The 24,889-nt window shown below is 59.8% G+C and carries 22 protein-coding genes; 11 read left to right on the forward strand and 11 right to left on the reverse strand.

The features are described 5' to 3' along the window. Positions 1 to 105: 105 nt before the first annotated feature. The 6 genes from AD669_RS25025 to AD669_RS25050 all read right to left on the reverse strand — a co-directional run bounded on the left by AD669_RS25025 (position 106) and on the right by AD669_RS25050 (position 7,911). Positions 106 to 876, reverse strand: a complete 771-nt coding sequence (locus AD669_RS25025) for an electron transfer flavoprotein subunit beta (protein ID WP_053124552.1) — start codon at positions 874 to 876, stop codon at positions 106 to 108. A gap of 9 nt (positions 877 to 885) precedes the next feature. Continuing rightward, positions 886 to 2,106 carry an electron transfer flavoprotein subunit alpha/FixB family protein gene (locus AD669_RS25030; protein ID WP_053124554.1) on the reverse strand — a complete coding sequence of 407 codons (1,221 nt, stop codon included), beginning with the start codon at positions 2,104 to 2,106 and terminating at the stop codon, positions 886 to 888. Next, positions 2,106 to 4,055: a dimethylglycine demethylation protein DgcB gene (gene dgcB / locus AD669_RS25035; protein WP_053124556.1), complete on the reverse strand. Its 1,950-nt coding sequence runs from the start codon at positions 4,053 to 4,055 to the stop codon at positions 2,106 to 2,108. Before dgcB ends, AD669_RS25030 begins: the two co-directional genes overlap by 1 nt. 163 nt (positions 4,056 to 4,218) lie before the next feature. Continuing rightward, on the reverse strand, positions 4,219 to 6,279 hold the full coding sequence (gene dgcA, locus AD669_RS25040; protein ID WP_053124557.1) for a dimethylglycine demethylation protein DgcA: 2,061 nt from the start codon (positions 6,277 to 6,279) through the stop codon (positions 4,219 to 4,221). A gap of 15 nt (positions 6,280 to 6,294) precedes the next feature. Next, positions 6,295 to 6,825, reverse strand: a complete 531-nt coding sequence (locus AD669_RS25045) for a DUF5943 domain-containing protein (RefSeq protein ID WP_053124559.1) — start codon at positions 6,823 to 6,825, stop codon at positions 6,295 to 6,297. Between the two features lie 108 nt (positions 6,826 to 6,933). Beyond that, positions 6,934 to 7,911 carry a dipeptidase gene (locus tag AD669_RS25050; protein ID WP_008083166.1) on the reverse strand — a complete coding sequence of 326 codons (978 nt, stop codon included), beginning with the start codon at positions 7,909 to 7,911 and terminating at the stop codon, positions 6,934 to 6,936. A 234-nt stretch (positions 7,912 to 8,145) separates the two neighbouring features. Here AD669_RS25050 and AD669_RS25055 point away from each other — a divergent pair, with 234 nt between their 5' ends. Together AD669_RS25055 and AD669_RS25060 are read left to right on the forward strand one after the other, a co-directional pair. Then, positions 8,146 to 8,547, forward strand: coding sequence for a lysozyme inhibitor LprI family protein (locus tag AD669_RS25055; protein ID WP_008083168.1), 402 nt, complete (start codon positions 8,146 to 8,148; stop codon positions 8,545 to 8,547). Between the two features lie 47 nt (positions 8,548 to 8,594). Beyond that, entirely contained in the window at positions 8,595 to 9,011 is a 417-nt protein-coding gene (locus AD669_RS25060) for a DUF3010 family protein (RefSeq protein WP_053124561.1), read from the forward strand. Between the two features lie 84 nt (positions 9,012 to 9,095). On the opposite strand, the gene AD669_RS25065 is transcribed toward AD669_RS25060, so the two are convergent. Then, a complete protein-coding gene (locus tag AD669_RS25065; protein WP_053124563.1) occupies positions 9,096 to 10,040 on the reverse strand; it encodes a GlxA family transcriptional regulator in 945 nt (314 codons plus the stop codon). 206 nt (positions 10,041 to 10,246) lie between these two features. Between AD669_RS25065 and AD669_RS25070 the strand changes: the two genes are divergently transcribed. The 6 genes from AD669_RS25070 to AD669_RS25100 all read left to right on the forward strand — a co-directional run bounded on the left by AD669_RS25070 (position 10,247) and on the right by AD669_RS25100 (position 15,855). Continuing rightward, positions 10,247 to 11,191: a choline ABC transporter substrate-binding protein gene (locus AD669_RS25070; protein ID WP_053124565.1), complete on the forward strand. Its 945-nt coding sequence runs from the start codon at positions 10,247 to 10,249 to the stop codon at positions 11,189 to 11,191. 111 nt (positions 11,192 to 11,302) lie between these two features. After that, positions 11,303 to 12,190: a 3-keto-5-aminohexanoate cleavage protein gene (locus AD669_RS25075; RefSeq protein WP_053124567.1), complete on the forward strand. Its 888-nt coding sequence runs from the start codon at positions 11,303 to 11,305 to the stop codon at positions 12,188 to 12,190. Positions 12,191 to 12,346: 156 nt separating this feature from the next. Then, on the forward strand, positions 12,347 to 13,312 hold the full coding sequence (locus AD669_RS25080) for an L-carnitine dehydrogenase (RefSeq protein WP_053124569.1): 966 nt from the start codon (positions 12,347 to 12,349) through the stop codon (positions 13,310 to 13,312). A gap of 227 nt (positions 13,313 to 13,539) precedes the next feature. Beyond that, on the forward strand, positions 13,540 to 14,016 hold the full coding sequence (locus AD669_RS25090; RefSeq protein ID WP_053124573.1) for a thioesterase family protein: 477 nt from the start codon (positions 13,540 to 13,542) through the stop codon (positions 14,014 to 14,016). Positions 14,017 to 14,040: 24 nt separating this feature from the next. Then, on the forward strand, positions 14,041 to 15,204 hold the full coding sequence (locus AD669_RS25095) for a gamma-butyrobetaine dioxygenase (protein WP_053124575.1): 1,164 nt from the start codon (positions 14,041 to 14,043) through the stop codon (positions 15,202 to 15,204). A 387-nt stretch (positions 15,205 to 15,591) separates the two neighbouring features. Next, positions 15,592 to 15,855: a hypothetical protein gene (locus AD669_RS25100; RefSeq protein WP_007962640.1), complete on the forward strand. Its 264-nt coding sequence runs from the start codon at positions 15,592 to 15,594 to the stop codon at positions 15,853 to 15,855. A 163-nt stretch (positions 15,856 to 16,018) separates the two neighbouring features. Here the strand turns inward: AD669_RS25100 and AD669_RS25105 are convergent, their stop codons facing one another. The 3 genes from AD669_RS25105 to AD669_RS25115 form a co-directional block, all read right to left on the reverse strand. After that, positions 16,019 to 17,122 carry a GlxA family transcriptional regulator gene (locus tag AD669_RS25105; RefSeq protein ID WP_053124577.1) on the reverse strand — a complete coding sequence of 368 codons (1,104 nt, stop codon included), beginning with the start codon at positions 17,120 to 17,122 and terminating at the stop codon, positions 16,019 to 16,021. 514 nt (positions 17,123 to 17,636) lie between these two features. After that, entirely contained in the window at positions 17,637 to 19,013 is a 1,377-nt protein-coding gene (locus AD669_RS25110) for an L-serine ammonia-lyase (protein WP_053124580.1), read from the reverse strand. A gap of 65 nt (positions 19,014 to 19,078) precedes the next feature. After that, the gene (locus tag AD669_RS25115; protein WP_053124581.1) at positions 19,079 to 19,258 is read right to left on the reverse strand and encodes a hypothetical protein; all 180 of its coding nucleotides are present in this window, start codon (positions 19,256 to 19,258) and stop codon (positions 19,079 to 19,081) included. Positions 19,259 to 19,449: 191 nt separating this feature from the next. Between AD669_RS25115 and AD669_RS25120 the strand changes: the two genes are divergently transcribed. The 3 genes from AD669_RS25120 (at position 19,450) to choV (ending at position 22,484) form a co-directional block, all read left to right on the forward strand. After that, positions 19,450 to 20,397, forward strand: coding sequence for a choline ABC transporter substrate-binding protein (locus tag AD669_RS25120; RefSeq protein ID WP_008085762.1), 948 nt, complete (start codon positions 19,450 to 19,452; stop codon positions 20,395 to 20,397). 66 nt (positions 20,398 to 20,463) lie between these two features. Further along, complete coding sequence (gene choW / locus AD669_RS25125; protein ID WP_008085763.1) at positions 20,464 to 21,309, forward strand: choline ABC transporter permease subunit; 846 nt, start codon at positions 20,464 to 20,466, stop codon at positions 21,307 to 21,309. Further along, the gene (gene choV, locus AD669_RS25130; protein WP_053124583.1) at positions 21,306 to 22,484 is read left to right on the forward strand and encodes a choline ABC transporter ATP-binding protein; all 1,179 of its coding nucleotides are present in this window, start codon (positions 21,306 to 21,308) and stop codon (positions 22,482 to 22,484) included. Before choW ends, choV begins: the two co-directional genes overlap by 4 nt. A 253-nt stretch (positions 22,485 to 22,737) precedes the next feature. Here choV and betT read toward each other — a convergent pair whose 3' ends face one another. Continuing rightward, positions 22,738 to 24,735 (reverse strand): choline BCCT transporter BetT, encoded by a 1,998-nt coding sequence (betT, locus tag AD669_RS25135; protein WP_053124585.1) that lies wholly within the window; start codon positions 24,733 to 24,735, stop codon positions 22,738 to 22,740. Positions 24,736 to 24,889 lie beyond the last annotated feature (154 nt).

A 24,889-nucleotide genomic window follows, 5' to 3' on the forward strand; every position in this document is an offset into this window, starting at 1 on the left:
GCAACGMGGCTGCGATCTTTTGGTGTTGGTATTTGAAAACAAGATCAAAAGATCGCAGCCTCGTTGCACTCGTCAGCTCCTACAGAGATTTGGGGGTGTCGGGGGTCAGCGGACGACGCCTTCTTCGATGAGGAGTTTGAGGATGGCTTCGGCACCGGCCTGTGGGGTAACGCCTTTGAGCACTTGCCCACCGCCGCCGCTGGCTTTCGCCGTAGCGGCTTTCATCCGGTCAGCACCGCTTTTGGCTTTGATCACTTTCAGGCGTTTTGGCCGTGGTTTGGCCGGTTGCAGGGTCGCGACGGACAGAAGTTCATCATCGATAACTTCAACGTCGTCAGCCTCCAGTACCCCTCGTCGCGCCGGGCCGTAAGCACTCTGCCGAGGTTTGGGCGCAGCGTTATCCACAGTCGCCAGAAACGGCAGTTTCACCTTCAAGCGACGTCGTTGCCCACGCGGCAAAGCCTGCAGCACCAACGCCGATCCATCATTGATCGACTCCACCTGCGCCAACCCGACCACCAGCGGCCAGCCCAAACCTTCAGCGAGCAGAAACGGCAACATCCCCGAACCTTCACCGGTTTCGGCCTGGCTGCCGGTCAGCACCACTTGCGCACCGGCATCGCGGAGATACGCGGTCAGCGCCGGTAACGCATCAGCGCCAGTCGGTTGCTCAAGCACATGCATCTGTTCCAGGCCCATGCCCAGATAGGCGCGCAACGCCGGTTCCGTAACATCGCCGGCATGCAGCACTTGCAGGTTATCCCCAGCGAGTTGCAGGCCCAACTCCACAGCGCGGGCATCTTGCTCGGCGCGACGTGGCCGGCCGGAGGTCGGGTGAGCGCCGATTGAAACCAGACTGATAACGTTCGTGTTCATAGCGTTTCCTTAAGCCGCATCGCGCTTGGCGTCGTTGCGGTAAGCCGCCACCGCCGCGATCAAGGCTTGAAGAATCTCTGCGCTTTCGCCGATCACCGAGAGGTCGGCGCGTTTGATCATGTCGCAACCGGGATCGAGGTTGATCGCCACGACCTTGTCGCAGGCGCCAATGCCCTGCAGATGCTGGATCGCCCCGGAGATGCCCACAGCGACATACACCCGCGCGGTGACCCAGGTGCCGGACGCGCCGACCTGGCGATCACGCGCCATAAAGCCATCGTCCACCGCCACCCGCGATGCGCCTTCGGTGGCGCCGAGTGCGGCAGCCGTTTCGTGGAACAGCGCCCAATCCTTGACGCCGTTACCACCGGAGAAAATGAACTCCGCTTCGGCCATCGGAATCGCTGCCGGGTCGACCGCCACTGCGCCAAGATCTTCGATCCGCGACAGGCTGCGGGCGACGCTTGTGGATAACTCAACCGGCAACGCTTCATGACGGGTTTCGCTGACCGGTTCGGCACATTCCGCCGACGCCAGAATCAACCGCGCGAGCGGACGTGCAAGATCCTGCAAGCCAGCACCGGCGCGGCCGATGCACTCTTGATCCTTGACCTGCCAGACCCGCGTCGCCGGGCGTTCACCCAGTGCAGCGGCGAAGCGTCGACCGAGTTCACCGCCACCGCTGCGACTGTCCGGTAGCAGCCAGTGACGCGGATTGAACTGGTTATCCACAGCACGCAAACCTTGCACGCGCTGCTCCGGTGCATAACCGCTGAAGGCTTCACCTTCGAGCACCAACAAACGATCGACGCCAGCAGTAGCGAACGCGTTTTCCTTATGTTCACCAAAAACCACCGCCAACACCGCGCCATCCTTGCCAGCGAGTTGATGGGCGAGGCCAAGCAAATCGCGATCATGGCTACTCAAGCGGCCACCGACCATGTCCGGCACCACGCTGATATAGAACGCCGGGGCCGGCACTTGATGCAGCGGCAATTGCACTTCCACAGCCGCCGAACGTTTGACCGCCCCGCCCTGCTGCGCGCCGCTGCGGTCGATCCGTTTGATGCCGTTGGGGCCGATAAAACCCATGCCGTGCAGGTTCTTGCGGATGACGCCGTTCGGCCCCATCCAGCTGTGCTGCGCCGGTTGCATCGCCGCGTGCAGCGGGTGCAGGCGGTTACGGGCAATCCATTCGGCGCGCGGGTCGCGGCGGATAATATCGCTCATCAGTGGGCCTCCGCAGGTTCACGTTTGGCCGGGGTGGCAGGCTTGCTTGGCGCGGCGTCTTCGAGCAGCGCGTCGGCCACCAGTTCGGCAATGTCCTTGATCAGCGGACGCGGTTCGACCACGCCTTCGAGCATCGCCGTGCACTGTGGACAACCCACGGCCACCAGTTCGGCACCGGTTTCGCGGATGTCTTCCATGCGCATATCAGGGATCCGTTGCTTGCCCGGAATGTCAGTGATCGGCGCCCCGCCACCGCCGCCGCAGCAGCGCGAACGGAAGCCGGAACGTTGCATTTCTTTGACTTCGATACCCAGCGCGCGCAGCACTTCACGCGGCGCCTCGTACTCGCCGTTGTAGCGGCCGAGGTAGCACGGATCGTGATAGGTCACGCTGTTGCCTTTGTGCTGACCGAGATTGAGTGCGCCGGCCTGAATGATTTCCGCCATGTAGGTGCTGTGGTGCTGCACCAGGTAGTTGCCGTCGAACGCGCCGTACTCGTTTTTCAGCACATGGAAACTGTGCGGATCGCAAGTGACGATGCGGTTGAAGCTGTATTTGCCCAGGGTCTGGATGTTGCGTTTGGCGAGCAACTGGAAGGTTGCTTCATCGCCCAAACGGCGCGCTACGTCACCGCTGTCACGCTCTTCAAGACCGAGCACGGCGAAGTCGATTTTCGCCGCTTTCAGCACTTTGACGAACGCGCGCAGAGTGCGTTGGTTGCGCATGTCGAACGCGCCGTCGCCGACCCAGAACAGCACGTCGGTGGATTTCTTTTCGCTGAGCAGATTGAGGTTCAAGTCCGCCGCCCAGTTCATCCGCCCGCCCGGGGCGAAACCGCCAGGGTTGTCGGTGGCGATGAGGTTTTCGAGGACTTCGGCGCCCTTGTTCGGGGTCGCGCCTTTTTCCAGGGTCAGGTGACGGCGCATGTCGACGATGGCGTCGACGTGCTCGATCATCATCGGACACTCCTCGACGCAGGCGCGGCAGGTGGTGCACGACCACAGGGTTTCGGCGTCGACCAGACCATTGACGATCGGTTGATGCGGATTGCCGCTGTGTTCGCCAATGGGTTTGCCGGGATACGGGCTGCCAGCAAACTTGGCATCGGTACCGCCAGCGAGGCCGACGACCATGTCCTGAATCAGTTTTTTCGGGTTCAGTGGCTGACCAGCGGCGAACGCCGGGCATGCGGCTTCGCACTTGCCGCACTGCACGCAGGCGTCGAAACCGAGCAACTGATTCCAGGTGAAATCTACAGGTTTCTCAACACCCAACGGCGCGGACGGATCATTGAGATCCAAAGGTTTCAGGCCCGTGGAACGACCGCCGCCAAAGCGTTCAGCGCGACGGTGCCAAGCCAAATGCAAAGCGCCGGCAAAGGCGTGTTTCATCGGCCCGCCCCAAGTCATGCCGAAGAACAGTTCCGACACGCCCCACAACACACCGATCCCCAGAATGACCGCGAGCACCCAACCGCCAAAGTTCTCTGGCAGGATTCCGGCCACCGGCAAAGTCAGCAAAAAGAACGACGCCGAGAATGCCAGCAAGCTTTTCGGCAGGCGCATCCACGGGCCTTTCGAGAGCCGCGCTGGCGGGTTGCGCCGACGCAGATAAACGAAGATCGCGCCAACGAACATCACTGCCGTCATCAGCAGCAGCGCGTAGCCGAGAATGCGGTTGTGCAGGCCGAAACCGTGCACCAGCAGCGCCAGCACAATCGACGCCACCGCGCCGCCGGCCGTGGCCACGTGGGTGTTGGCGATGTATTTGTCCCGCGCGACGACATGGTGCAAATCGACCATGTAACGCTTGGGCATGGCGAACAGGCCGCCGATCAGGTCGACCTTCGAGGCCCGGCCCCGACGCCACATGGCCACCCGCCGCAACGCGCCAAGGACACCAAGGCCCAGAGCTGCGAACAACAGGATTGGAAGAAGGGTGTTCAACATGGTGAAGCTCCCAAAGACCGCAGGGTCTTGCAGGTCGAGTTGCCTTACTCGGTCACTGTGGGAGCGAGCTTGCTCGCGAAGGCGGACTGACATTCAACATCGATGTCGACTGATCCACCGCTTTCGCGAGCAAGCTCGCTCCCACAGGGTTGTGTGTAAGCCTTTAGAAGTCTTTACACAGTCTGAGCGCGTCGTAGATGGCGGCGTGGGTGTTGCGCTGCGCCACGCAGTCGCCGATGCGGAACAGCAAGTAACCGTCGCCCGTGGTGCTCAACGAAGGCTGCGGTTTGATCGCGAACAAGGCATCGATATCGATCTGGCCCTTGTTGCGCGAACCGTCCTTGAGCCCGTAATACAGCTCTTCGTCCGGACGCACGCCGTTCTCCACTACAACCTGATCGACCACCCGTTCCTCTTTGGCGCCGGTGTATTCGTTCTCCAGCACCGCGATCAGTTTGTCGCCTTCGCGGTAGACCTTCTCGAGCATCATGTCGCCGGTCATGATCACTTCTTTCGGGTACATGCTGCGGTAGTAGGTCGGGAACGACGTACCGCCGATGGCCACGCCCGGTTTGATGTCGTCGGTGACGATCTCGACCTGGCTGCCCTTGTCGGCGAGGAAGTCGGCAACCGACATCCCGGTGAACTCGCAAATGGTGTCGTAGACCAGCACGTTCTTGCCGGGCGCGACCTTGCCGTCCAACACGTCCCAACTGCTGACGACCAAACCTTCAGCGGCGCCCCAGTGTTCGTTCTGCTCCAGGAACGGATGACCGCCCACCGCCAGCACCACCACGTCCGGACGCAAATCCATGATGGTCGCAACGTCAGCTGCCGTGCCCAGACGCAGGTCGACTTTCAACCGCGCCAGTTCCAGTTGGAACCAGCGGGTGATGCCAGCAATCTGGTCACGCTGCGGCGCTTTCGAAGCGGTGGTGATTTGCCCACCGATAAATTCTTTCTTCTCGAACAAGGTCACGTCGTGGCCACGTTCAGCCGACACGCGAGCGGCTTCCATCCCCGCAGGCCCGGCACCGACAACGACCACTTTGCGTTTGACGCCGGTGGATTTTTCGATGATGTGCGGCACGCCCATGTATTCACGGGAGGTCGCGGCGTTCTGGATGCACAGCACGTCCAGACCTTGATACTGACGGTCGATGCAATAGTTGGCGCCGACGCACTGCTTGATCTGATCGATCTGACCCATTTTGATCTTGGCGATCAGGTGCGGGTCAGCAATGTGCGCGCGGGTCATGCCGACCATGTCGACGTAACCGCCTTCGAGAATGCGCGTGGCCTGATTCGGATCCTTGATGTTCTGCGCGTGCAAAACCGGCGCCTTTACGACTTCTTTGATGCCCGCAGCCAAGTGCAGAAACGGCTCCGGTGGATAACTCATGTTGGGGATAACGTTGGCCAGGGTGTTGTGGGTGTCGCAACCCGAACCGACCACACCGATGAAATCGAGCATGCCGGTGTCGTCGTAATACTTGGCGATCTGTTTCATGTCCTCGTGGGACAAACCGTCCGGGTGGAATTCGTCACCGCACAGACGGATGCCGACGCAGAAATCATCACCGACTTCCTTGCGCACAGCCTTGAGCACTTCGAGGCCGAAACGCATGCGGTTCTCGAAGCTGCCGCCCCACTCGTCCGTACGCTTGTTGACGCGCGGGCTCCAGAACTGGTCGATCATGTGCTGGTGCACGGCGGACAGTTCGACACCGTCGAGACCACCGGCCTTGGCCCGCGCGGCAGCGGTAGCGTAGTTGCCGATCACCCGCCAGATTTCTTCCGGCTCGATGGTTTTGCAGGTCGCGCGGTGCACCGGTTCGCGGATGCCCGACGGCGACAGCAGGGTCGGCCAGTGCTCGCCATCCCAGCGCGAACGACGGCCCATGTGGGTAATCTGAATCATGATCTTGGCGCCATGCTTGTGCATCGCGTCCGCCAGATTCTGGAAGTGCGGAATGATCCGGTCGTCCGCCAGGTTCACCGATTTCCACCAGCCTTGCGGGCTGTCGATGGCGACACTGGAAGAACCGCCGCAAATCGCCAGGCCGATGCCGCCCTTGGCTTTCTCTTCGTAGTATTTGACGTAGCGGTCGGTGGTCATGCCGCCGTCCGTTGCGTAGACCTCAGCGTGCGCGGTGCTGAGCACGCGGTTGCGGATGGTCAGTTTGCCGATCTGGATCGGCTGGAACATTGCTTCGAAAGCCATGGCGGGTTCCTCGACTTACAACGGCTTGACGGTGAACAAGCCGTCTTCGTGGCCTTCTTCGGAGCCACCGTAAACTTGCTCGGCAACCGTGCGAATCTTGCTGCCGCGGGCTTCAAGAATCTGATCCATCGCACCGGCAAACCAACCGGTGAACATGTAATCGACCTTGCGCCCGACCTTGCCGTAGACGTAGACGAATGCTGAGTGTTCGAGCTTGACGCTGGCAGTGCCTTTGTCGAGGTCGATGTCCTGAATCTTGAACAGGCCCCAGCCACGTTGCGACAGGCGTTTCATGTAGTGCTCGAATACGGCGACGCCTTCCAGGCCGTGGCATTCAGCTTCTTTTTCGCACCAGTGCCAGGCGGATTTGTAGCCGGCCTTGTAGAGGATTTCGGCGTAGGCGTCGGCGCCCAAGACTTCTTCGATGCCCATGTGGTTATTGACGAAGAAATGCCGTGGCACGTAGAGCATCGGCAGGGCGTCGGAGGTCCAGACACCGGTCTCGCTGTCGACTTCGATTGGCAATTGCGGGGCGATCTTGGCCATGGAAAGTTAACTCCAAAAAAAAATAGTGGATTCAGTGGTGACCGCTGCCCTCACCCCAGCCCTCTCCCACAGGAGAGGGGGCAGTGCGGCGGCGGTCTTGAGTCAGCGTTACTCGCCCCAGACGTCTTTCAAGACGTTGACCCAGTTCTCGCCCATGATCTTGCGCACCACGCGCTCGGGATGGCCGCGCTTGAGCAGGGTTTCGGTCAGGTTCGGGAACTCGCCGACGGTGCGGATGCCCAGCGGGTTGATGATCTTGCCGAAGCTGGTCAGGCGGCGGGCGTAGCCTTTGTCGTGAGTCAGGTATTCGAAGAAGTCCTGGCCGTGGCCCTGGGTGAAGTCGGTGCCGATGCCGATGGCGTCTTCGCCGACGATGTTCATCACGTATTCGATCGCTTCGGCGTAGTCGTCGATGGTCGAATCGATGCCCTTGGCGAGGAACGGCGCGAACATGGTCACGCCGACAAAACCGCCGTGGTCGGCAATGAACTTCAGTTCTTCATCGGACTTGTTGCGCGGGTGCTCTTTGAGCCCCGACGGCAGGCAGTGGGAATAGCACACCGGTTTTTTCGATTCGAGGATGACTTCTTCAGAAGTCTTGGAACCGACGTGAGACAGGTCGCACATGACGCCGACGCGGTTCATCTCGGCGACGATTTCGCGACCGAAGCCCGACAGGCCGCCGTCACGCTCGTAGCAACCGGTGCCGACCAGATTCTGGGTGTTGTAGCACATCTGCACGATGCCAACGCCGAGCTGCTTGAACACCTCGACATAGCCGATCTGGTCTTCAAAGGCGTGTGCATTCTGGAAGCCGAAGAGGATGCCGGTCTTGCCCTGCTCCTTGGCTTTGCGGATGTCGGCGGTGGTACGCACCGGCATCACCAGGTCGCTGTTGTCGCGGATCAGCTTCTGGCTGGCGGCAATATTGTTCACGGTCGCCTGAAAACCTTCCCACACCGACACAGTGCAGTTGGCTGCCGTCAGACCGCCCTTGCGCATGTCTTCAAACAGCTCGCGGTTCCATTTGGCAATGATCAGACCGTCGATAACGATGCTGTCGGCGTGTAATTCGGCTGGGCTCATCAGGCGTCCCCTTATTGGCGATTCATGCGCCGAATCGTCTGCCGGCGCTTTGGGGCCAGCATATGCCTCGGTGCAGGGGCGACCGGGTGCAAAAACGACAGGGGAATTGCCGAAAGCGTCAATCCGCGACAAAGGGTCATCCGCCGCCCCGACCGGCCACCTTTCCAAGCCCGCACGCTTGAGCCAGAATCACCGGCATCTTGCAAACACCACTGGATTAGAGCGGCGACAACAATGAAATCGATCTTCCTGGCCCTGGCACTGATTGCGACCGGCGTACACGCCGCCGAAGAGTCCGACAACAACCCGTGCGACGCAGTCGAAAACGACGTCCAGACCCTGGAATGCTCGACCTACAGCCGCACCACCGCCGAAGACCTGCTCAAAGACAACTACGCCAGCCTGACCGAACGCATGCAGACCGCATACGGCAAAAACGCCACGCAACTGGCGGATATCACCGCCAAACTCAAAACTGCTCAACAGCAGTGGTTGAAGACGCGGGATGCGGATTGCGCGGTTGAGGCATTCCCGGCTACGGCGGGGAGCAAGGCTTTTACCATTGCGCAGAATGATTGCGTGGCGCGGATGAGTGATGAGCGGTCGGAGTTTTTGGAGTCGATTGGGCAGGAGTGAGTGTCTGAGCTGTAAGCTGCCCTTCTATAGCCAATCTAGGTAATCACATGAACATCTGCGGCATTGAAATCAAAGGCAGCGAAGCGATCATCGCCGTGGCCGCTCTCGACGGTTCGACCCTGAGCCACGTTCCCCTTGCCACCAAGAAGATCGCCCTCGACGAAGATGACGAAGCGGCGAACGTGAAGCTGTTCGCGGCGCAAGTGGCGTCGTTTGTGCGTGAGAATTCGGTTGACCGGATTGCGATCAAGAAGCGCAGCAAGAAGGGTGAGTTCGCCGGCGGGCCGACGACGTTCAAGATTGAGGGGATTTTGCAGTTGCTCGATGGTTGTGAAGTGACGCTGCTGTCGCCGCAGACGATCAATGCGCAGGCGAAAAAGCATAATTTCGAGCTGCCGGGGACGCTGAACAAATATCAGCATGAGGCTTATAAAGCGGCGTGTTCGGCGTTGGTGAAAAAGTAAGATCAAAAGATCGCAGCCTTCGGCAGCTCCTACATTGGAATGCAATCAACTGTAGGAGCTGCCGAAGGCTGCGATCTTTTGATTTCAGGCTTGGGCGGTACGCCGGTCTTCGCGGGGGCAGCGGGCGAATTTTGCGCGATAGCTGCGGGTGAAGTAGGACGGTGATTCGAAGCCGCAGGCGATGCTGACCTCGAGCACGCTCATGTCGGTCTGACGCAGCAACTGCCGGGCCTTTTCCAGGCGCAATCGCAGGTAAAAGTTACTCGGCGTATCGTTCAGATGCAGCCGAAACAACCGCTCCAGTTGCCGCCGCGTGACTTTGATCGATTCCGCCAATTGCAGCGTGGTCAGCGGCGGTTCGCTGTGCTGTTCCATCTCGCCGATCACCTGCACCAGTTTCTTGTTATTGATGCCGTAACGCGTGGCAACTTCCATGCGCTGGTGGTCCTTGCGTGGGCGAATCCGCCCCAGCACAAACTGCTCACTGACCTCAATCGCCAGCTGCGGCCCATGGGCCTGGGCGATCAGATCGAGCATCAGATCGATGGACGCGGTGCCGCCCGCCGAGGTGATGCGCCGACGGTCGATCTCGAACAGCTCCTGAGTGACGCTGAGCTGTGGATAAGATTCCTTGAACGCATCGATCGCTTCCCAGTGCAGGGTCAGGCGATGGCCCTCAAGCAACCCGGCTTCGGCAAGGACAAAGCTGCCCGTGTCGATGGCGCCCAGCGTCACGCCATCGTTATCCAGCCGCCGCAGCCAATGTTCCAGCGCCGGGGTGGCGAATTTCAGCGGCTCAAACCCGGCCACCACCAACAACGTCGCGCCTTTCTTCAGCGGTTCCAGCGCGGCATCGGCGTTAACCGACATGCCATTGCTCGCCAACACCGCCCCGCCATCAGCGCTAAGTACGTGCCAGCGGTACAGCTCGCCGCGAAAGCGGTTGGCCACGCGCAGCGGTTCGATGGCGGAAATAAAGCCGATGGCGGAGAAGCCCGGCATCAGCAAGAAATAGAAATCCTGAGACATGTGCGCACTCGATTCGCGGGTAACGAGAGGGAGGGGAGCGTGGATCGTTGATACGCCGATTGTCCTCAGCGTTCAAGGGTGCAGGTCGCTACAGTGCAAATGCCCGTCGCCGTAGTGCGCTTTCACGGGCGCATTGCTGCGTAACTTTGCATCACCGGCGCATCAGATGCCGGGAACCACAATAACGACCTGCCGAGGAACCCGACATGAAACGACTGATCAGCAGCTGTGTTCTTGCACTCAGCGGTACCGCTTTCTTGAGCGCCAGCGTCATGGCGGCCGAACCTGCGTCATGCCAGAACGTGCGCATGGGCGTGGTCAACTGGACCGACGTGATCGCCACCAGTGCGATGACCCAGGTATTGCTCGACGGCCTCGGCTACAACACCAAACAAACCAGCGCGTCCCAGCAAATCATCTTCGCCGGGATTCGCGATCAGCGTCTGGACTTGTTCCTCGGTTACTGGAACCCGTTGATGACGCAGACCATTACGCCGTTTGTCGACGCCAATCAGGTCAAAGTCCTTGAAGCACCAAGCCTGAAGGACGCCCGCGCCACCCTCGCGGTACCGACTTATCTGGCAGATAAAGGCCTGAAAACCTTTGCCGACATTGCCAAGTTCGAAAAGGAACTCGGCGGCAAGATCTACGGCATCGAGCCAGGCTCAGGCGCCAATACGCAGATCAAGGCAATGATCGCCAAGAACCAGTTCGGCCTCGGCAAGTTCCAGTTGGTCGAGTCGAGCGAGGCCGGCATGCTCGCCGCCGTCGATCGCGCCGTGCGCCGCAAAGAGGCCGTGGTGTTCTTCGGCTGGGCGCCGCACCCGATGAACGTCAACGTGAAGATGACCTATCTCACCGGCAGTGAAGACGCCCTCGGCCCGAACGAAGGCATGGCGACGGTGTGGACAGTGACCGCGCCGAAATACGCCGAGCAATGCCCGAACATCGGTCGCCTGCTGAGTAATCTGACCTACACCGCCGAAGACGAGAGCCGGATGATGCAGCCGCTGCTCGATCACAAAGATGCTTTCGAATCCGCCAAGCAATGGCTCAAGGATCACCCGGAAGACAAGCAGCGCTGGCTCGACGGTGTGACCACGTTCGATGGCAAACCAGCCGCTGAAAACCTCCAGCTGACCAGCAAATAACCCTCTCAATTTAAAGCCCCTCTCCCTGACCGGAGAGAGAGGACTGAACCACGCTTCGCAGCCCCGAAACGGGCTGCGGACAGACCCATCACGCCTGAAGGAAACCGCACCATGAACCACGACGTCATCATCACCTGCGCACTTACCGGTGCTGGCGACACGACCGCCAGAAGTCCTCATGTGCCGGTCACCCCGAAACAAATCGCTGCGGCGGCCGTTGAAGCCGCCAAGGCTGGCGCCACCGTCGTGCACTGCCACGTGCGTGATCCGCAAACCGGCAAGTTCAGCCGCGACGTCGCGCTGTACCGCGAAGTGATGGAGCGCATCCGCGAGGCCGACGTCGACATCATCGTCAACCTCACCGCCGGCATGGGCGGCGACCTGGAAATCGGCGCGGGCGAGAACCCGATGGAGTTCGGCCCGAACACCGATCTGGTCGGCCCGTTGACCCGTCTGGCGCACGTAGAAGAATTGCTCCCGGAAATCTGCACCCTCGATTGCGGCACCCTGAATTTTGGCGATGGCGACACCATTTACGTGTCCACTCCGGCGCAACTGCGCGCCGGCGCCAAGCGCATTACCGAGCTGGGCGTGAAGGCCGAGCTGGAAATTTTCGACACCGGGCATCTGTGGTTTGCCAAGCAGATGATCAAGGAAGGTCTGCTGGATAACCCGCTGTTCCAGCTGTGCCTGGGCATTCCATGGGGTGCGCCGGCGGATACCACGACGATGAAAGCCATGGTCGATAACTTGCCCGCCGATGCAGTGTGGGCCGGGTTCGGCATTGGCCGGATGCAGATGCCGATGGCGGCGCAAGCGGTGCTGCTTGGCGGCAACGTGCGGGTCGGGCTGGAAGACAACCTGTGGCTGGACAAAGGCGTGCTGGCGACCAACGGCCAATTGGTTGAGCGCGCCAGCGAAATCCTCAGCCGCCTCGGCGCCCGCGTACTCACGCCGGCGGAAGGCCGCAAGAAAATGGGCCTGACCCAGCGCGGCTAAGCCTCAGCCAAAAAATGGGGCTCTCACAGCCCCCCAATTCCACCTGTAGGAGCTGCCGAAGGCTGCGATCTTTTGATCTTAATCTTAAAAAACAAGATCAAAAGATCGCAGCCTTCGGCAGCTCCTACAGGGATTACTTTCCACGGGAAAATTCCTATGAGCTTTATCACCGAAATCAAAACCTTCGCCGCGCTGGGCAGCGGTGTCATCGGCAGTGGCTGGGTCGCCCGTGCCCTCGCCCATGGCCTCGACGTCGTGGCCTGGGATCCGGCGCCCGGCGCTGAAGCGGCGCTGCGCAAACGCGTCGCTAATGCCTGGGGTGCGCTGGAGAAAAACGGACTGGCACCGGGTGCTTCGCAGGATCGTCTGCGCTTTGTCGCGACCATCGAAGAATGCGTGCGCGATGCCGATTTCATTCAGGAAAGCGCTCCGGAACGACTGGAGCTGAAACTCGAACTGCACAGCAAAATCAGCGCAGCGGCCAAGCCGAATGCGTTGATTGGTTCGAGCACTTCGGGGCTGTTGCCGAGTGAGTTTTACGAGAGTTCGACGCATCCGGAACGCTGCGTGGTCGGCCACCCGTTCAACCCGGTTTATTTGCTGCCGTTGGTCGAAGTGGTCGGAGGCAAAAACACTGCGCCGGAAGCCGTGCAAGCAGCGATGAAAGTCTACGAATCCCTCGGCATGCGCCCGTTGCATGTGCGCAAGGAAGTGCCAGGATTCATCGCCGATCGCTTGCTCGAAGCGCTGTGGCGTGAGGCGTTGCACCTGGTTAACGACGGTGTCGCTACCACGGGCGAGATCGACGATGCGATCCGTTTTGGCGCTGGATTGCGCTGGTCGTTTATGGGGACTTTCCTGACTTACACCTTGGCCGGCGGCGATGCGGGCATGCGCCACTTCATGTCGCAATTCGGCCCGGCGTTGCAGTTGCCGTGGACGTATCTGCCGGCGCCGGAACTGACTGGCAAGTTGATTGATGATGTGGTCGATGGCACCAGTGATCAGCTCGGTCGGCACAGCATTTCGGCGCTGGAGCGCTATCGTGATGATTGCTTGCTGGCGGTGCTGGAGGCGGTGAAGACCACCAAGGAAAAGCATGGCATGGCGTTCAGCGAGTAATGGGCTCGCTTCAAACCGCCGCCCTCACCCTAGCCCTCTCCCAGAGGTAGAGGGGACTGACCGAATTGATTGTTAGAGTTACGCCGACTTGCACCACCGAGCCGAACTCAAGTTTTGAATAGCATAAAAATCGGCTCCCTTTCCCCCTCGCCCCCTTGGGGGAGAGGGCTGGGGTGAGGGGGTAGCTCTTGATCTTAAAAACCCGCCCAATGCCCGGAACCCAAACCATGCCCCACCTCACCACCTACCAAACCAAAATCATCCCCGACTGGGTCGACTACAACGGCCACCTGCGCGATGCCTTCTACCTGCTGATTTTCAGCTACGCCACCGATGCCCTTATGGATCGCCTCGGCATGGACAGCAACAACCGCGAAGCCAGCGGCCACTCGCTGTTCACCCTCGAACTGCACCTCAACTATCTGCACGAAGTGAAGCTCGATACCGAGGTTGAAGTGCGCACGCAAATCATCGGCCACGACAGCAAACGCCTCCACCTCTATCACAGCCTGCACAAGGTCGGTGACGATCAGGAACTGGCCGGCAACGAACAAATGCTCCTCCACGTCGACCTCGCCGGGCCACGTTCGGCACCGTTCAGCGCCGACACCTTGAGCCGTCTGCAAGCCATCGTCACCGAGCAGAAAGACCTGCCCGCTCCCGCTTACATCGGCCGCGTCATCGCGCTGCCACCCGCCCGGTAATTCCATCGATCGCAAGGAGCCGCCATGAACACCGCTGCCGCTGTTGCCGACTTCCGTACTTATCCGTTGATCAGCGCGCTAAGCGGCGTGCAGAGTCTGGCGGATCGTGTTGCCATCGAGTGGGCTGACGGCCGCGTCAGCCCGTTTCACCATGTCTGGTTGCGGGACAATTGCCCGTGTCAGCAATGCGTTTACAACGTTACGCGCGAACAGGTTTTCGAGATCGTCGATGCCGCTGAAGAGTTGAAACCAACAGCCGCACACATCGACACCGATGGCTGCTTACGCATCGATTGGCAGGACGGCCACCTCAGCCGTTTTGATCCGGGCTGGCTACGCGCTCACGCCTACGACGATGAATCCCGCGCGGAACGCCTCGAAGCCAAACCCAAGCCCTACCTGTGGCGCAGCGATTTGCAGTTGCCGGTGTTCGAGTACGCGGCGCTGATGAACGACAACGCCGCCCTCCTGCAATGGCTGCTCGCCATTCGCGACATCGGCCTGACCCAAGTACGCGGCGTGCCCACCGAACCCGGTTCGCTGAAACTCATCGCCCAGCGGATTTCATTCATCCGCGAGAGCAATTTCGGCGTGCTGTTCAATGTGCAATCCAAGGCCGATGCCGACAGCAATGCCTACACCGCTTTCAACCTGCCATTGCACACGGATCTGCCGACCCGTGAGCTGCAACCGGGGCTGCAATTTCTGCATTGTCTGGTGAATGACGCCGAGGGTGGCGAGAGTATTTTTGTCGATGGCTTTGCGATCGCCGATGCGTTGCGCAGTGAAGACCCGGCGTCGTTTCAGGCCCTGTGCGAAATACCGGTAGAGTTTCGCAATAAGGATCGGCACAGCGACTATCGCTGCCTGGCGCCGATCATTGCTTTGGATGCGCTGGGGCGCGTGGCGGAGATTCGCATGGCGAACTTCTTGCGCGGGGCGTTTGATACGTCGGTGGAGCAGATGCCGCTGTTGTATCGGGCGTATCGACGATTTATCGCGATGACCCGCGAGCCACGGTTTCGGTTGATGCAGCGGCTGAATCCGGGCGAGCTGTGGTGCTTTGATAATCGCCGCACGTTGCATGCGCGCAATGCTTTTGACCCGGCCACCGGGGCGCGGCATTTTCAGGGCTGCTATATCGACCGGGATGAGTTGTTGTCGCGGATTCTCGTGTGGCAGCGTTAGACCGCGTTATCGTTCTTCGCGAGCAGGCTCGCTCCCACATTTAATCGCATTCCCCTGAATGAACGCGTTCACCTGTGGGAGCGAGCCTGCTCGCGAAGGCGTCAGATCAAACAACCCAACTCCTCTGATTCACAGCCAAAAAAAAGCCCCGATTCCAGCCGTGACCGGATCGGGGCTCAAACTACTGTTGAGGAGCTGCCGTGCGAGGGTGACCAAACCTTCGTGAAGCGAGCTTGCGCCAGTGTGCCCACTCCCCTGTCTGTCGAGTTAGCCGAAAACGACCTGTTCATAGTCGTCGCAGCCACACAGACAAAACGCCCTTGCCGTCCCCGTCCCGGCCTTACAGAATCAAGCCAAGACCTCCGTTGCCACAGAAGGATTTGCGTGATGATGTACGCCGATTTGATTGACCAGGAAGACCTGTTGGGACAGCTCAAGGCCTTGGGTTTTCAGGTGCCGAGCGGTTCAACAGCCGAGCAGGCCTGCGAGTGTGCGGTGCGGGGTCTGGATAATGTTCGCGCGTTTGAACTGCGCAAGATGGTCAAGGACATGTACACCAGCGGCGCCAGTATTCAGCCGGCGGTGCGGCAGGCGATCGACAAGCAGTTGTTGCCAGCATTGGCGGACTATCAGCAAAGCCATAGCGCCTGACAGCAGATCAAAAGATCGCAGCCTTCGGCAGCTCCTACATTGGAACGCATGATCGTTCCCACGCTCTGCGTGGGAATGCCTCAACGGACGCTCCGCGTTCGGCCTTTTGGAACGCAGAGCGTCCCGGGCTGCGTTCCCACGCAGAGCGTGGGAACGATCCTTATCAGAGCCTTACGCTGGCAAACGTCGATTCATTGCGCGCCTGACTCAACGCCGACATCGGCCCCGACAGCGGCGACATCACAATCGCTTGAGGCAGCGGCAGCATCGCCACTTGTTGGGTGGTGTTGGAACCTACGCGCTCGTCACGCGGCGGAATGCCGAAGTATTCGCGATAGCACTTGGAGAAGTGCGGCGTCGATACAAACCCACACACCGACGCCACTTCGATGATCGACATCGGCGTTTGCTTGAGCAGTTGCCGCGCGCGGATCAGGCGCAGCTTCAAGTAGTAACGCGACGGCGAACAGTGCAGGTATTTCTGGAACAGCCGCTCCAGCTGTCGACGCGACACGGCGACGTACACCGCCAGTTCATCCAGATCGATTGGCTCTTCCAGATTGGCTTCCATCAGCGCAACGATTTCCTGCAACTTCGGCTGATTGGTGCCGAGCATGTGCTTGAGCGGCACGCGCTGGTGATCCTGCTCGTTGCGGATGCGTTCGTAGACGAACATTTCCGAGATCGCGGCGGACAGTTCACGGCCGTGATCGCGGCTGATCAGGTGCAGCATCATGTCCAGCGGCGCGGTGCCGCCGGAGCTGGTGAAACGGTTACGGTCGAGGGTGAACAAACGGGTGCTCATGGCCACGCGCGGGAAAGCTTCCTGCATCGCCGCCAGACATTCCCAGTGCACGCTGCAATCGAAGCCGTCGAGCAGGCCGGCGCAGGCCAGTGCCCAACTGCCGGTGCACACGGCGCCGAGGCGCTTGGACTGGCGCGCCTGGCTTTGCAGCCACGAGACGTGTTCACGGGTAACGGTGCGTTGAATGCCGATGCCGCCGCAGACAATGATGGTGTCCAGTGGCGGGGCTTTGTGCATGGAGGCGTCTGGGGTGATTTGCAGACCGTCACTGGCCCACACCTGGCCGCCATCGACGGTGAGGGTGCTCCAGCGATACAGCTCGCGACCGGACAATTGGTTGGCCATGCGCAGGGGTTCTACTGCGGAGGCCAGAGAAATCAGCGTGAAATTGTCCAGCAGCAGAAAGCCGATGGATTGAGGCGCACGGTTCTGGGGTTGGGCCCCGGAGTTGAACGACGTCATCGCGGTATCTCCTCACACAAAGCGGGTGATGGCCTCAGGCGGAGGCTCTTGTTATGGCCATCGTTCTCGCGTGGGAGACGGGCTTTGTTATGACAGAGCAATTGCCATGCCTAAAGTTGGATGGCCGTTCAATAACTCCTGAAAACGACCTGCTGAAGTGTCTATACAAGCCGTGCGACGGAAGGTGTTTCGAAGTGCCATCAGGGCGGGTGATAGCCCTGCGCAAAGGATCGTGAGCAAATCGGTAGCACTTGTGGGAACAGGGCTGAGCGCATTTGTATCGGAGTGTCACCACAGGCACGGGTGACGGGCGGTAGGGGTGGTGGTTGGGCGGTGTGGCTGAGAAAGGCGCTTATCTGATTGCGACGCGCTAAAAGGTGGCGTGTTTGATTGGGTGTGTTCACTTACTGAGCAGTTTTGACTGGTCTGGCGCCTTCGCGAGCAGGCTCACTCCTACAGGGGAACGCATTCCAATTGTAGGAGTGAGCCTGCTCGCGATAGAGGCGACTCGGTCTCAGCACTCAACCGCACTAACCGCCAACCCACCCCGCGAGGTCTCTTTATATTTGTCATGCATGTCGGCCCCGGTATCGCGCATGGTGCGAATCACCCGATCCAGCGAGATAAAGTGCTGACCATCGCCACGCAGCGCCATCTGCGCCGCGTTAATCGCCTTCACCGCCGCAATCGCATTGCGCTCAATACACGGCACTTGCACCAGTCCGCCGACCGGATCGCAGGTCAGCCCAAGGTTGTGTTCCAGGCCAATCTCCGCCGCGTTGCACAACTGCTCCGGCGTAGCACCGAGAATCTCCGCCAGCCCCGCCGCCGCCATTGCGCACGCCGAACCGACTTCACCCTGACAGCCCACCTCGGCACCCGAGATCGAAGCATTCTTCTTGCACAGAATCCCCACCGCCGCCGCACTCAGGAAGTAGTCGACCACGTTGGCGTCCGTCACCGCTTCGCTGAACTTCATAAAGTAGTGCAGCACCGCCGGAATGATCCCCGCCGCGCCATTGGTCGGCGCCGTCACCATTCGCCCGCCTGCTGCGTTCTCTTCATTCACCGCCAGCGCAAACAGGTTGACCCACTCCATCGCGCTGAGCGTCGAGCCGATCACATTGGGCTTACCCAACTCCTGCAGACTGCGATGTAACTTCGCCGCACGCCGCCGCACATTCAAACCGCCGGGCAGGATGCCTTCGTGTTTCAGCCCCTGCTCGACGCAATCCTGCATCGCCCGCCATAGCTTCATCAGGCCGGCGCGAATCTCTTCTTCACTGCGCCAGACCTTTTCGTTAGCCATCATCAATTCAGCGACGCGCAGGTTGTTCTTCTTGCACAGATCCAGCAGTTCAACCGCGCTGGAAAAGTCATACGGCAATTCAGTGCGATCCAGATCGACGACACCGCTGGACGCCTGCGCTTCGTCCACGACAAAACCGCCGCCAACCGAATAGTAGGTGTCGCGATGCAATTCACCGTGATCGCCTTCGGCAACAATCGTCATGGCATTGGGATGGAACGGCAGGTTTTCATCGATCAGGCGCATGTCCCGCGCCCAGACAAACGGCACCGATAAACGACCATCCAATAAAAGCGTGTGAGTTTCACGCAGTGCCTGAATGCGCGGGCCAATCTGCGCCGGGTCGATTGCGTCCGGCCACTCGCCCATCAACCCCATGATCACCGCGTTGTCGCTGCCGTGACCGATACCGGTGGCCGACAGCGAACCGAACAGTTGCACCTCGATCCGCCGTACCTGCTCCAGCTGATGCTTGCCCCGCAGCGACTCGACAAACAACGCCGCCGCGCGCATCGGCCCGACGGTGTGGGAACTGGACGGGCCGATGCCGATTTTGAACAGGTCGAAAACGCTGATAGCCATTGCTGCAGAGCTCCTGAGGATGCCGGTCCGGGACGCAAAAGCGCCCGCTGGCGGAGCTGCTACGCTCAAGCTGCGATCCGCCAGAATGCCCGCATCATCAGGCTTTTGTCGGGACGCACGACGTCTGGCACCGACGCACTCATGTCCACCAGCGCCGCGCCGTTTTCGCCCCGGTTTTCGCCGTTTTTGTGCGGTTCAGATGGCTGATCGGGGCAGAAAAAAGCTGTAAACGACGTCACCGACACTAGATACGACCATCCCTGTACTGGATACGACCCCCCCTGTAGGCGTCAGATTTTCACTGGTACATGATCGTTATGACTCGATTGCAAGGCGCCGTGGTAGAGCTGTCTCCAGAACGCCATCCAACCGCAACCTATAAGTGCGGTGGTCCACAGTCGGAACACTGCCAAAAAAAACACCAAGGAGTCCATCCATGAAAGGTTCCCCGTCGTTGTTATTGGCCGCCATGCTGAGTCTGCCGTTACTGGCGCAAGCTGCAGAACCGGCGCAGTGCAGTACCGTGAATTTCTCCGATGTCGGCTGGACTGACATCACCGCGACCACCGCGACCACTTCCGTTGTTCTCAACGCCCTCGGCTACAAGACCAAGACCACCATGATCTCCGTGCCCGTGACCTACAAGTCGCTGGCGGACGGCAAGAACATGGACGTGTTCCTCGGTAACTGGATGCCGACCATGGAGAACGACATCAAGGCCTACCGCGACGCCGGTACCGTGGAAACCGTGCGCACCAACCTCAAGGGCGCCAAGTACACCCTCGCCGTGCCGCAAGCCCTGTATGACAAAGGTCTGCACGACTTCGCCGACATCGCCAAATTCAAGAAAGAACTCGACGGCAAGATCTACGGGATCGAGCCTGGCAACGACGGTAATCGCCTGATCCAGAGCATGATCGACAAGGACGCCTTCGGCCTGAAAACCGCCGGTTTCAAAGTCGTTGAATCGTCGGAAGCGGGCATGCTCTCGCAGGTTGATCGCGCGCAAAAACGCGACACCGCCGTGGTCTTCCTCGGCTGGGCGCCGCACCCGATGAACAAGCGCTTCAAGATTCAATACCTGACCGGTGGCGATGATTTCTTCGGCCCCGATTTCGGTGCGGCAACCGTGGCGACCAACACCCGCAAGGGTTACGCCGAGGAATGCAGCAACGTCGGTCAGTTGCTGAAAAACCTGGAATTCAACGTCGACATGGAAAGCGAACTGATGGGCAACATCCTCGACGACAAGATGAAGCCTGACGCGGCCGCCAAGGCCTGGCTGAAAAAGAATCCACAGGTGCTCGATACCTGGCTCGCTGGCGTGACCACCATTGACGGTAAACCTGGCCTGGAGGCCGTGAAAGCCAAGCTGAATCAGTAATCGCTTATGCCGGGGGAGCTTGCTCCCTCGGGCTGTTTATTTCCTCGCATGCGGACGTTCACTACCATGCTGATTGATCAGAAAATACCTTTAGGCCAGTACATCGCGGGCTTCGTTGAATGGTTGACGCAACACGGCGCCAACACCTTCGACGCAATCGCCGTGACACTGGAAACGATGATCCACGGCGTGACGTTTGCGCTCACCTGGTTCAACCCTTTTGTCTTGATCGGCCTCATCGCCCTGCTCGCGCATTTCATCCAGCGCAAATGGGGATTGACCGTTTTCGTCATCGCTTCCTTTCTGCTGATCCTCAATCTGGGGTACTGGCAGGAAACCATGGAAACCCTCGCCCAGGTGCTGTTCGCGACCCTGGTCTGCGTGGTCATCGGCGTGCCGTTGGGCATCGTCGCCGCGCACAAACCGATGTTCTACACGTTAATGCGTCCGGTACTCGATCTGATGCAGACCGTACCGACCTTCGTTTACCTCATTCCTACCCTGACCCTCTTCGGGCTGGGTGTGGTGCCGGGCCTGATCTCCACGGTGGTGTTCGCCATCGCTGCGCCGATCCGCCTGACCTACCTGGGCATCCGCGATGTCCCGCAAGAACTGATGGACGCCGGCAAAGCCTTCGGCTGCTCGCGTCGCCAATTGCTCTCACGGATCGAATTGCCTCACGCCATGCCGAGCATCGCTGCCGGCATCACCCAGTGCATCATGCTGTCGCTGTCGATGGTGGTGATCGCCGCACTGGTAGGCGCCGACGGACTCGGCAAACCGGTGGTCAACGCACTGAACACTGCTGATATCGCCCTGGGCTTCGAAGCAGGCCTGGCGATCGTACTGCTGGCGATCATGCTCGACCGTATCTGCAAACAACCCGACGCCAAAGTAGGGGGTGACGCATGAGCATAATTCGCTTCGAAGACGTAGACGTAATCTTCTCCAAGGATCCACGCGAGGCGCTCAAGCTGCTCGATCAGGGCATGACCCGCAACGAGATCCTGAAGAAAACCGGGCAAATCGTCGGCGTGGAAAAAGCCACGCTGGACGTCAACAAGGGCGAAATCTGCGTGCTGATGGGCCTGTCCGGTTCGGGCAAGTCGAGCCTGCTGCGCTGCATCAACGGCCTCAACACCGTGAGCCGCGGCAAGCTGTTCGTCGAGCATGAAGGCAAGCAGATCGACATCGCTTCCTGCACCCCGGCCGAACTGAAAATGATGCGCACCCAACGCATCGCCATGGTCTTCCAGAAATTCGCGCTGATGCCATGGCTGACGGTGCGCGAGAACATCAGTTTCGGTCTGGAAATGCAGGGTCGTCCGGAGAAAGAACGGCGCAAACTGGTCGACGACAAACTCGAACTGGTCGGCCTGACGCAATGGCGCAACAAGAAGCCTGACGAACTCTCTGGCGGTATGCAGCAGCGCGTTGGTCTGGCGCGGGCGCTGGCGATGGACGCCGATATTTTGCTGATGGACGAACCGTTCTCGGCACTCGACCCGCTGATCCGTCAGGGTCTGCAAGATGAGTTGTTGGAGCTGCAACGCAAGCTGAGCAAGACCATTGTGTTCGTGAGTCACGACCTTGATGAAGCACTGAAACTCGGCAGCCGCATCGCGATCATGAAGGACGGCCGGATCATCCAGTACAGCGTGCCGGAAGAGATCGTGCTCAACCCGGCGGACGACTATGTGCGCACGTTTGTCGCCCACACCAATCCGCTCAACGTGCTGTGCGGCCGCAGCCTGATGCGCACGCTGGACAACTGCAAACGCATCAATGGTTCGGTGTGTCTGGATCCGGGCGGCGATTCGTGGCTGGATCTGGCTGAGGGCAACACCATCAAGGGTGCGCGGCAGAACGGTTCAGTGCTGAATTTGCAGAACTGGGCCCCGGGGCAAGCGGTGGAAGGGCTGGAGCGTAAGCCGACGCTGGTGGATTCGAACATCGGCATGCGTGACGCGCTGCAGATTCGTTATCAGACCGGCAACAAACTGGTGCTGCACGATAACAATCATGTGGTGGGGATCTTGGGCGACAGCGAGTTGTATCACGCGTTGCTGGGCAAGAACCTGGGGTAAGAACCCCGGAGACAAAAACGCCGCGAGAGGATCGCGGCGTTTTTGTTAGTGCAGATATTCAGCTGTGAATACAGGATCTGTGGCGAGGGGATTTATCCCCGATGGGCCGCGAAGCGGCCCCAAGTCGTCAAACGCGGTAATCCAGGAAAACCGCGTTTGACGGTTACAGGACTGCTTCGCAGCCCATCGGGGATAAATCCCCTCGCCACAATGGTTCTGCGGTGCGGCTGATTGCACTGCAGAACTTCAAGTCTTAGCTATACACCCGGCCAAGGAGCTGCCGATGGCTTTCAAACTGATCGAGCACATCCCGCGTGATCTGATCCTGCGTGAAGCCCATCAGGTCGTAATCCTGGCTGCCGTTGTGCAAATACACTTCAGCGCGGTAGTAACGCTGGCGCGCTTCGTCGGACTGCGCCGATTCAGTCGGCGTCGCCAGATAACCGTCCAGGCTGACTTCGTAAACGAAAGGGTTGCCCTCTTCCATCTCGACGCGCACGCCCATGCAACGCTTGGATTTACCCAGCAGCGTCTGCACTGTCAGACCCTGCGCACGCATCTGCGCGGTGGCATCTTCCAGCGCCGGGCTGACTTGTTTGTCCATGAAACGCTGCACCACCGATTGGCTCGGCTGCAGATCAAGTTGCGTCAGACGCTCGCTGAAACCGCGACGACCGCGCTCTGCCAGTTGCGCTTGCTCCTGTTCGATCTGCACGTCCTGGCGCATCGCCTTGTGCAGGCCGAACATGAAGAACACCAACACCACCGAGAACGGCAGACCGGCCAGCACCACCATGGTTTGCATGGCTTCGAAGTTACCGGCGAACAGCAGGCCGATGGTCACCAGGGTGATCACGGCCGACCAGAAAATCCGCAGCCAGTGCGGCGCATCTTCATCAACGTTGCCGCCCTTGCAGGACAGATTCGCCATCATCACCGCGCCAGAGTCGGCCGGGGTCAGGAACAGTACGAAACCAACAAAGATCGACACACCGATGACGATTTTCGACGCCGGGTAATGCTCAAGCATTTGGTAGATCGCCATCGACGGCTGTTCCAGCGCCGTCTTGCCGAGCTCCACCGCCCCTTGGTTGATCACCAGATCCAGCGCCGAGTTACCGAAGATCGACAGCCAGGCCAAAGTGAAGCCCAGCGGAATCAGCAGTACGCCAGCCACCAGTTCACGCACGGTGCGACCACGGGAAATACGCGCGATGAACATACCGACGAATGGCGCCCAGGAAATCCACCAGGCCCAGTAGAACAGTGTCCACAGGCCCATCCAGCGTTCGGTTTTTTCGGCACTGCCTTCGTACACATACAGGTCGAAGGTTTTCAGCACGATGCCGTTGAGGTAATCGCCGATGTTCTGCACGAAGCCGTTGAGCAGGTGCAAGGTCGGGCCGAACAACAGCACGAAAATCAGCAGACCGCTGAACAGCACGATGTTCAGGTTGGACAGACGACGAATGCCGTTTTCCACGCCGGACACCGCAGCGATGGTCGCTACGGTGCTCATCACGATGATCACGATCAAAAGGTTGGTGTTGCTGTGTTCCATGCCGAACAGGTTTTCCAGGCCCGACGACACTTGCAGCGAACCAATCCCCAGGTTCGTCACCAGACCCAGCAGCGTTACGAACATGCCGAAGCCGTCCACCGCGTGACCGGCCGCGCCTTTGACCCAACGCTCGCCGACCAGCGGATACAGCGCCGAACGCAGTGCCAGCGGCTGGTTATGACGGTAAGCAAAATAGGCTACGGCCAGACCGACCAGTGCGTAGATCGCCCAGCCGTGCAGGCCCCAGTGCAGGAAGGTCAGTTGCACCGCCTGACGCGCAGCCATGTTGGTGGCCGAAGCGCCTTCCGGCGGATTGAAATAGTGATCCAGCGGCTCGGACGCGCCGAAGTACAGCAGCGAAATACCGATACCCGACGAGAACAGCATCCCCGCCCAGGCGCCGTAACTGAAATCCGGGGTGTCGTCCTTGCTGCCCAGTTTGAGTTTGCCGTACGAGGAAAACGCCAGACCGACGACAAAGACCAGATAGGCGGCGATCACCACCATGTAGTACCAGCCGAAGCTGCGCGACAACCAGGCCTGAGCGATACCCAACAGTCTGCCGGCCTCTTGCGGGGCGATAATCAGAATGGCGGTCAACAACAGAATCAGCGCGGTAGAGGTGTAAAACACCCAACCGTTGACCGTCACCTTCTCGGGCGGGGTCTTTATTAGCGAGGCAGAACTCATGGCACAAATGCTCCAGGCAGTGCGAGAGAAGAACACAAGGCAACACGGCACCCGACTAATCGGTTAGTTGGCAGCCGACCGACGGGTGATATAAAGACACCCCGAAAAAAGCCCGAACCCTGAGAGCGCCGTGGCGTATAGGGTTCGAGCGGTT

The sequence above is a fragment of the Pseudomonas sp. P1.31 genome (assembly GCF_001269815.1).
In the GTDB taxonomy this organism is placed as follows: Bacteria; Pseudomonadota; Gammaproteobacteria; order Pseudomonadales; family Pseudomonadaceae; genus Aquipseudomonas; species Aquipseudomonas rustica.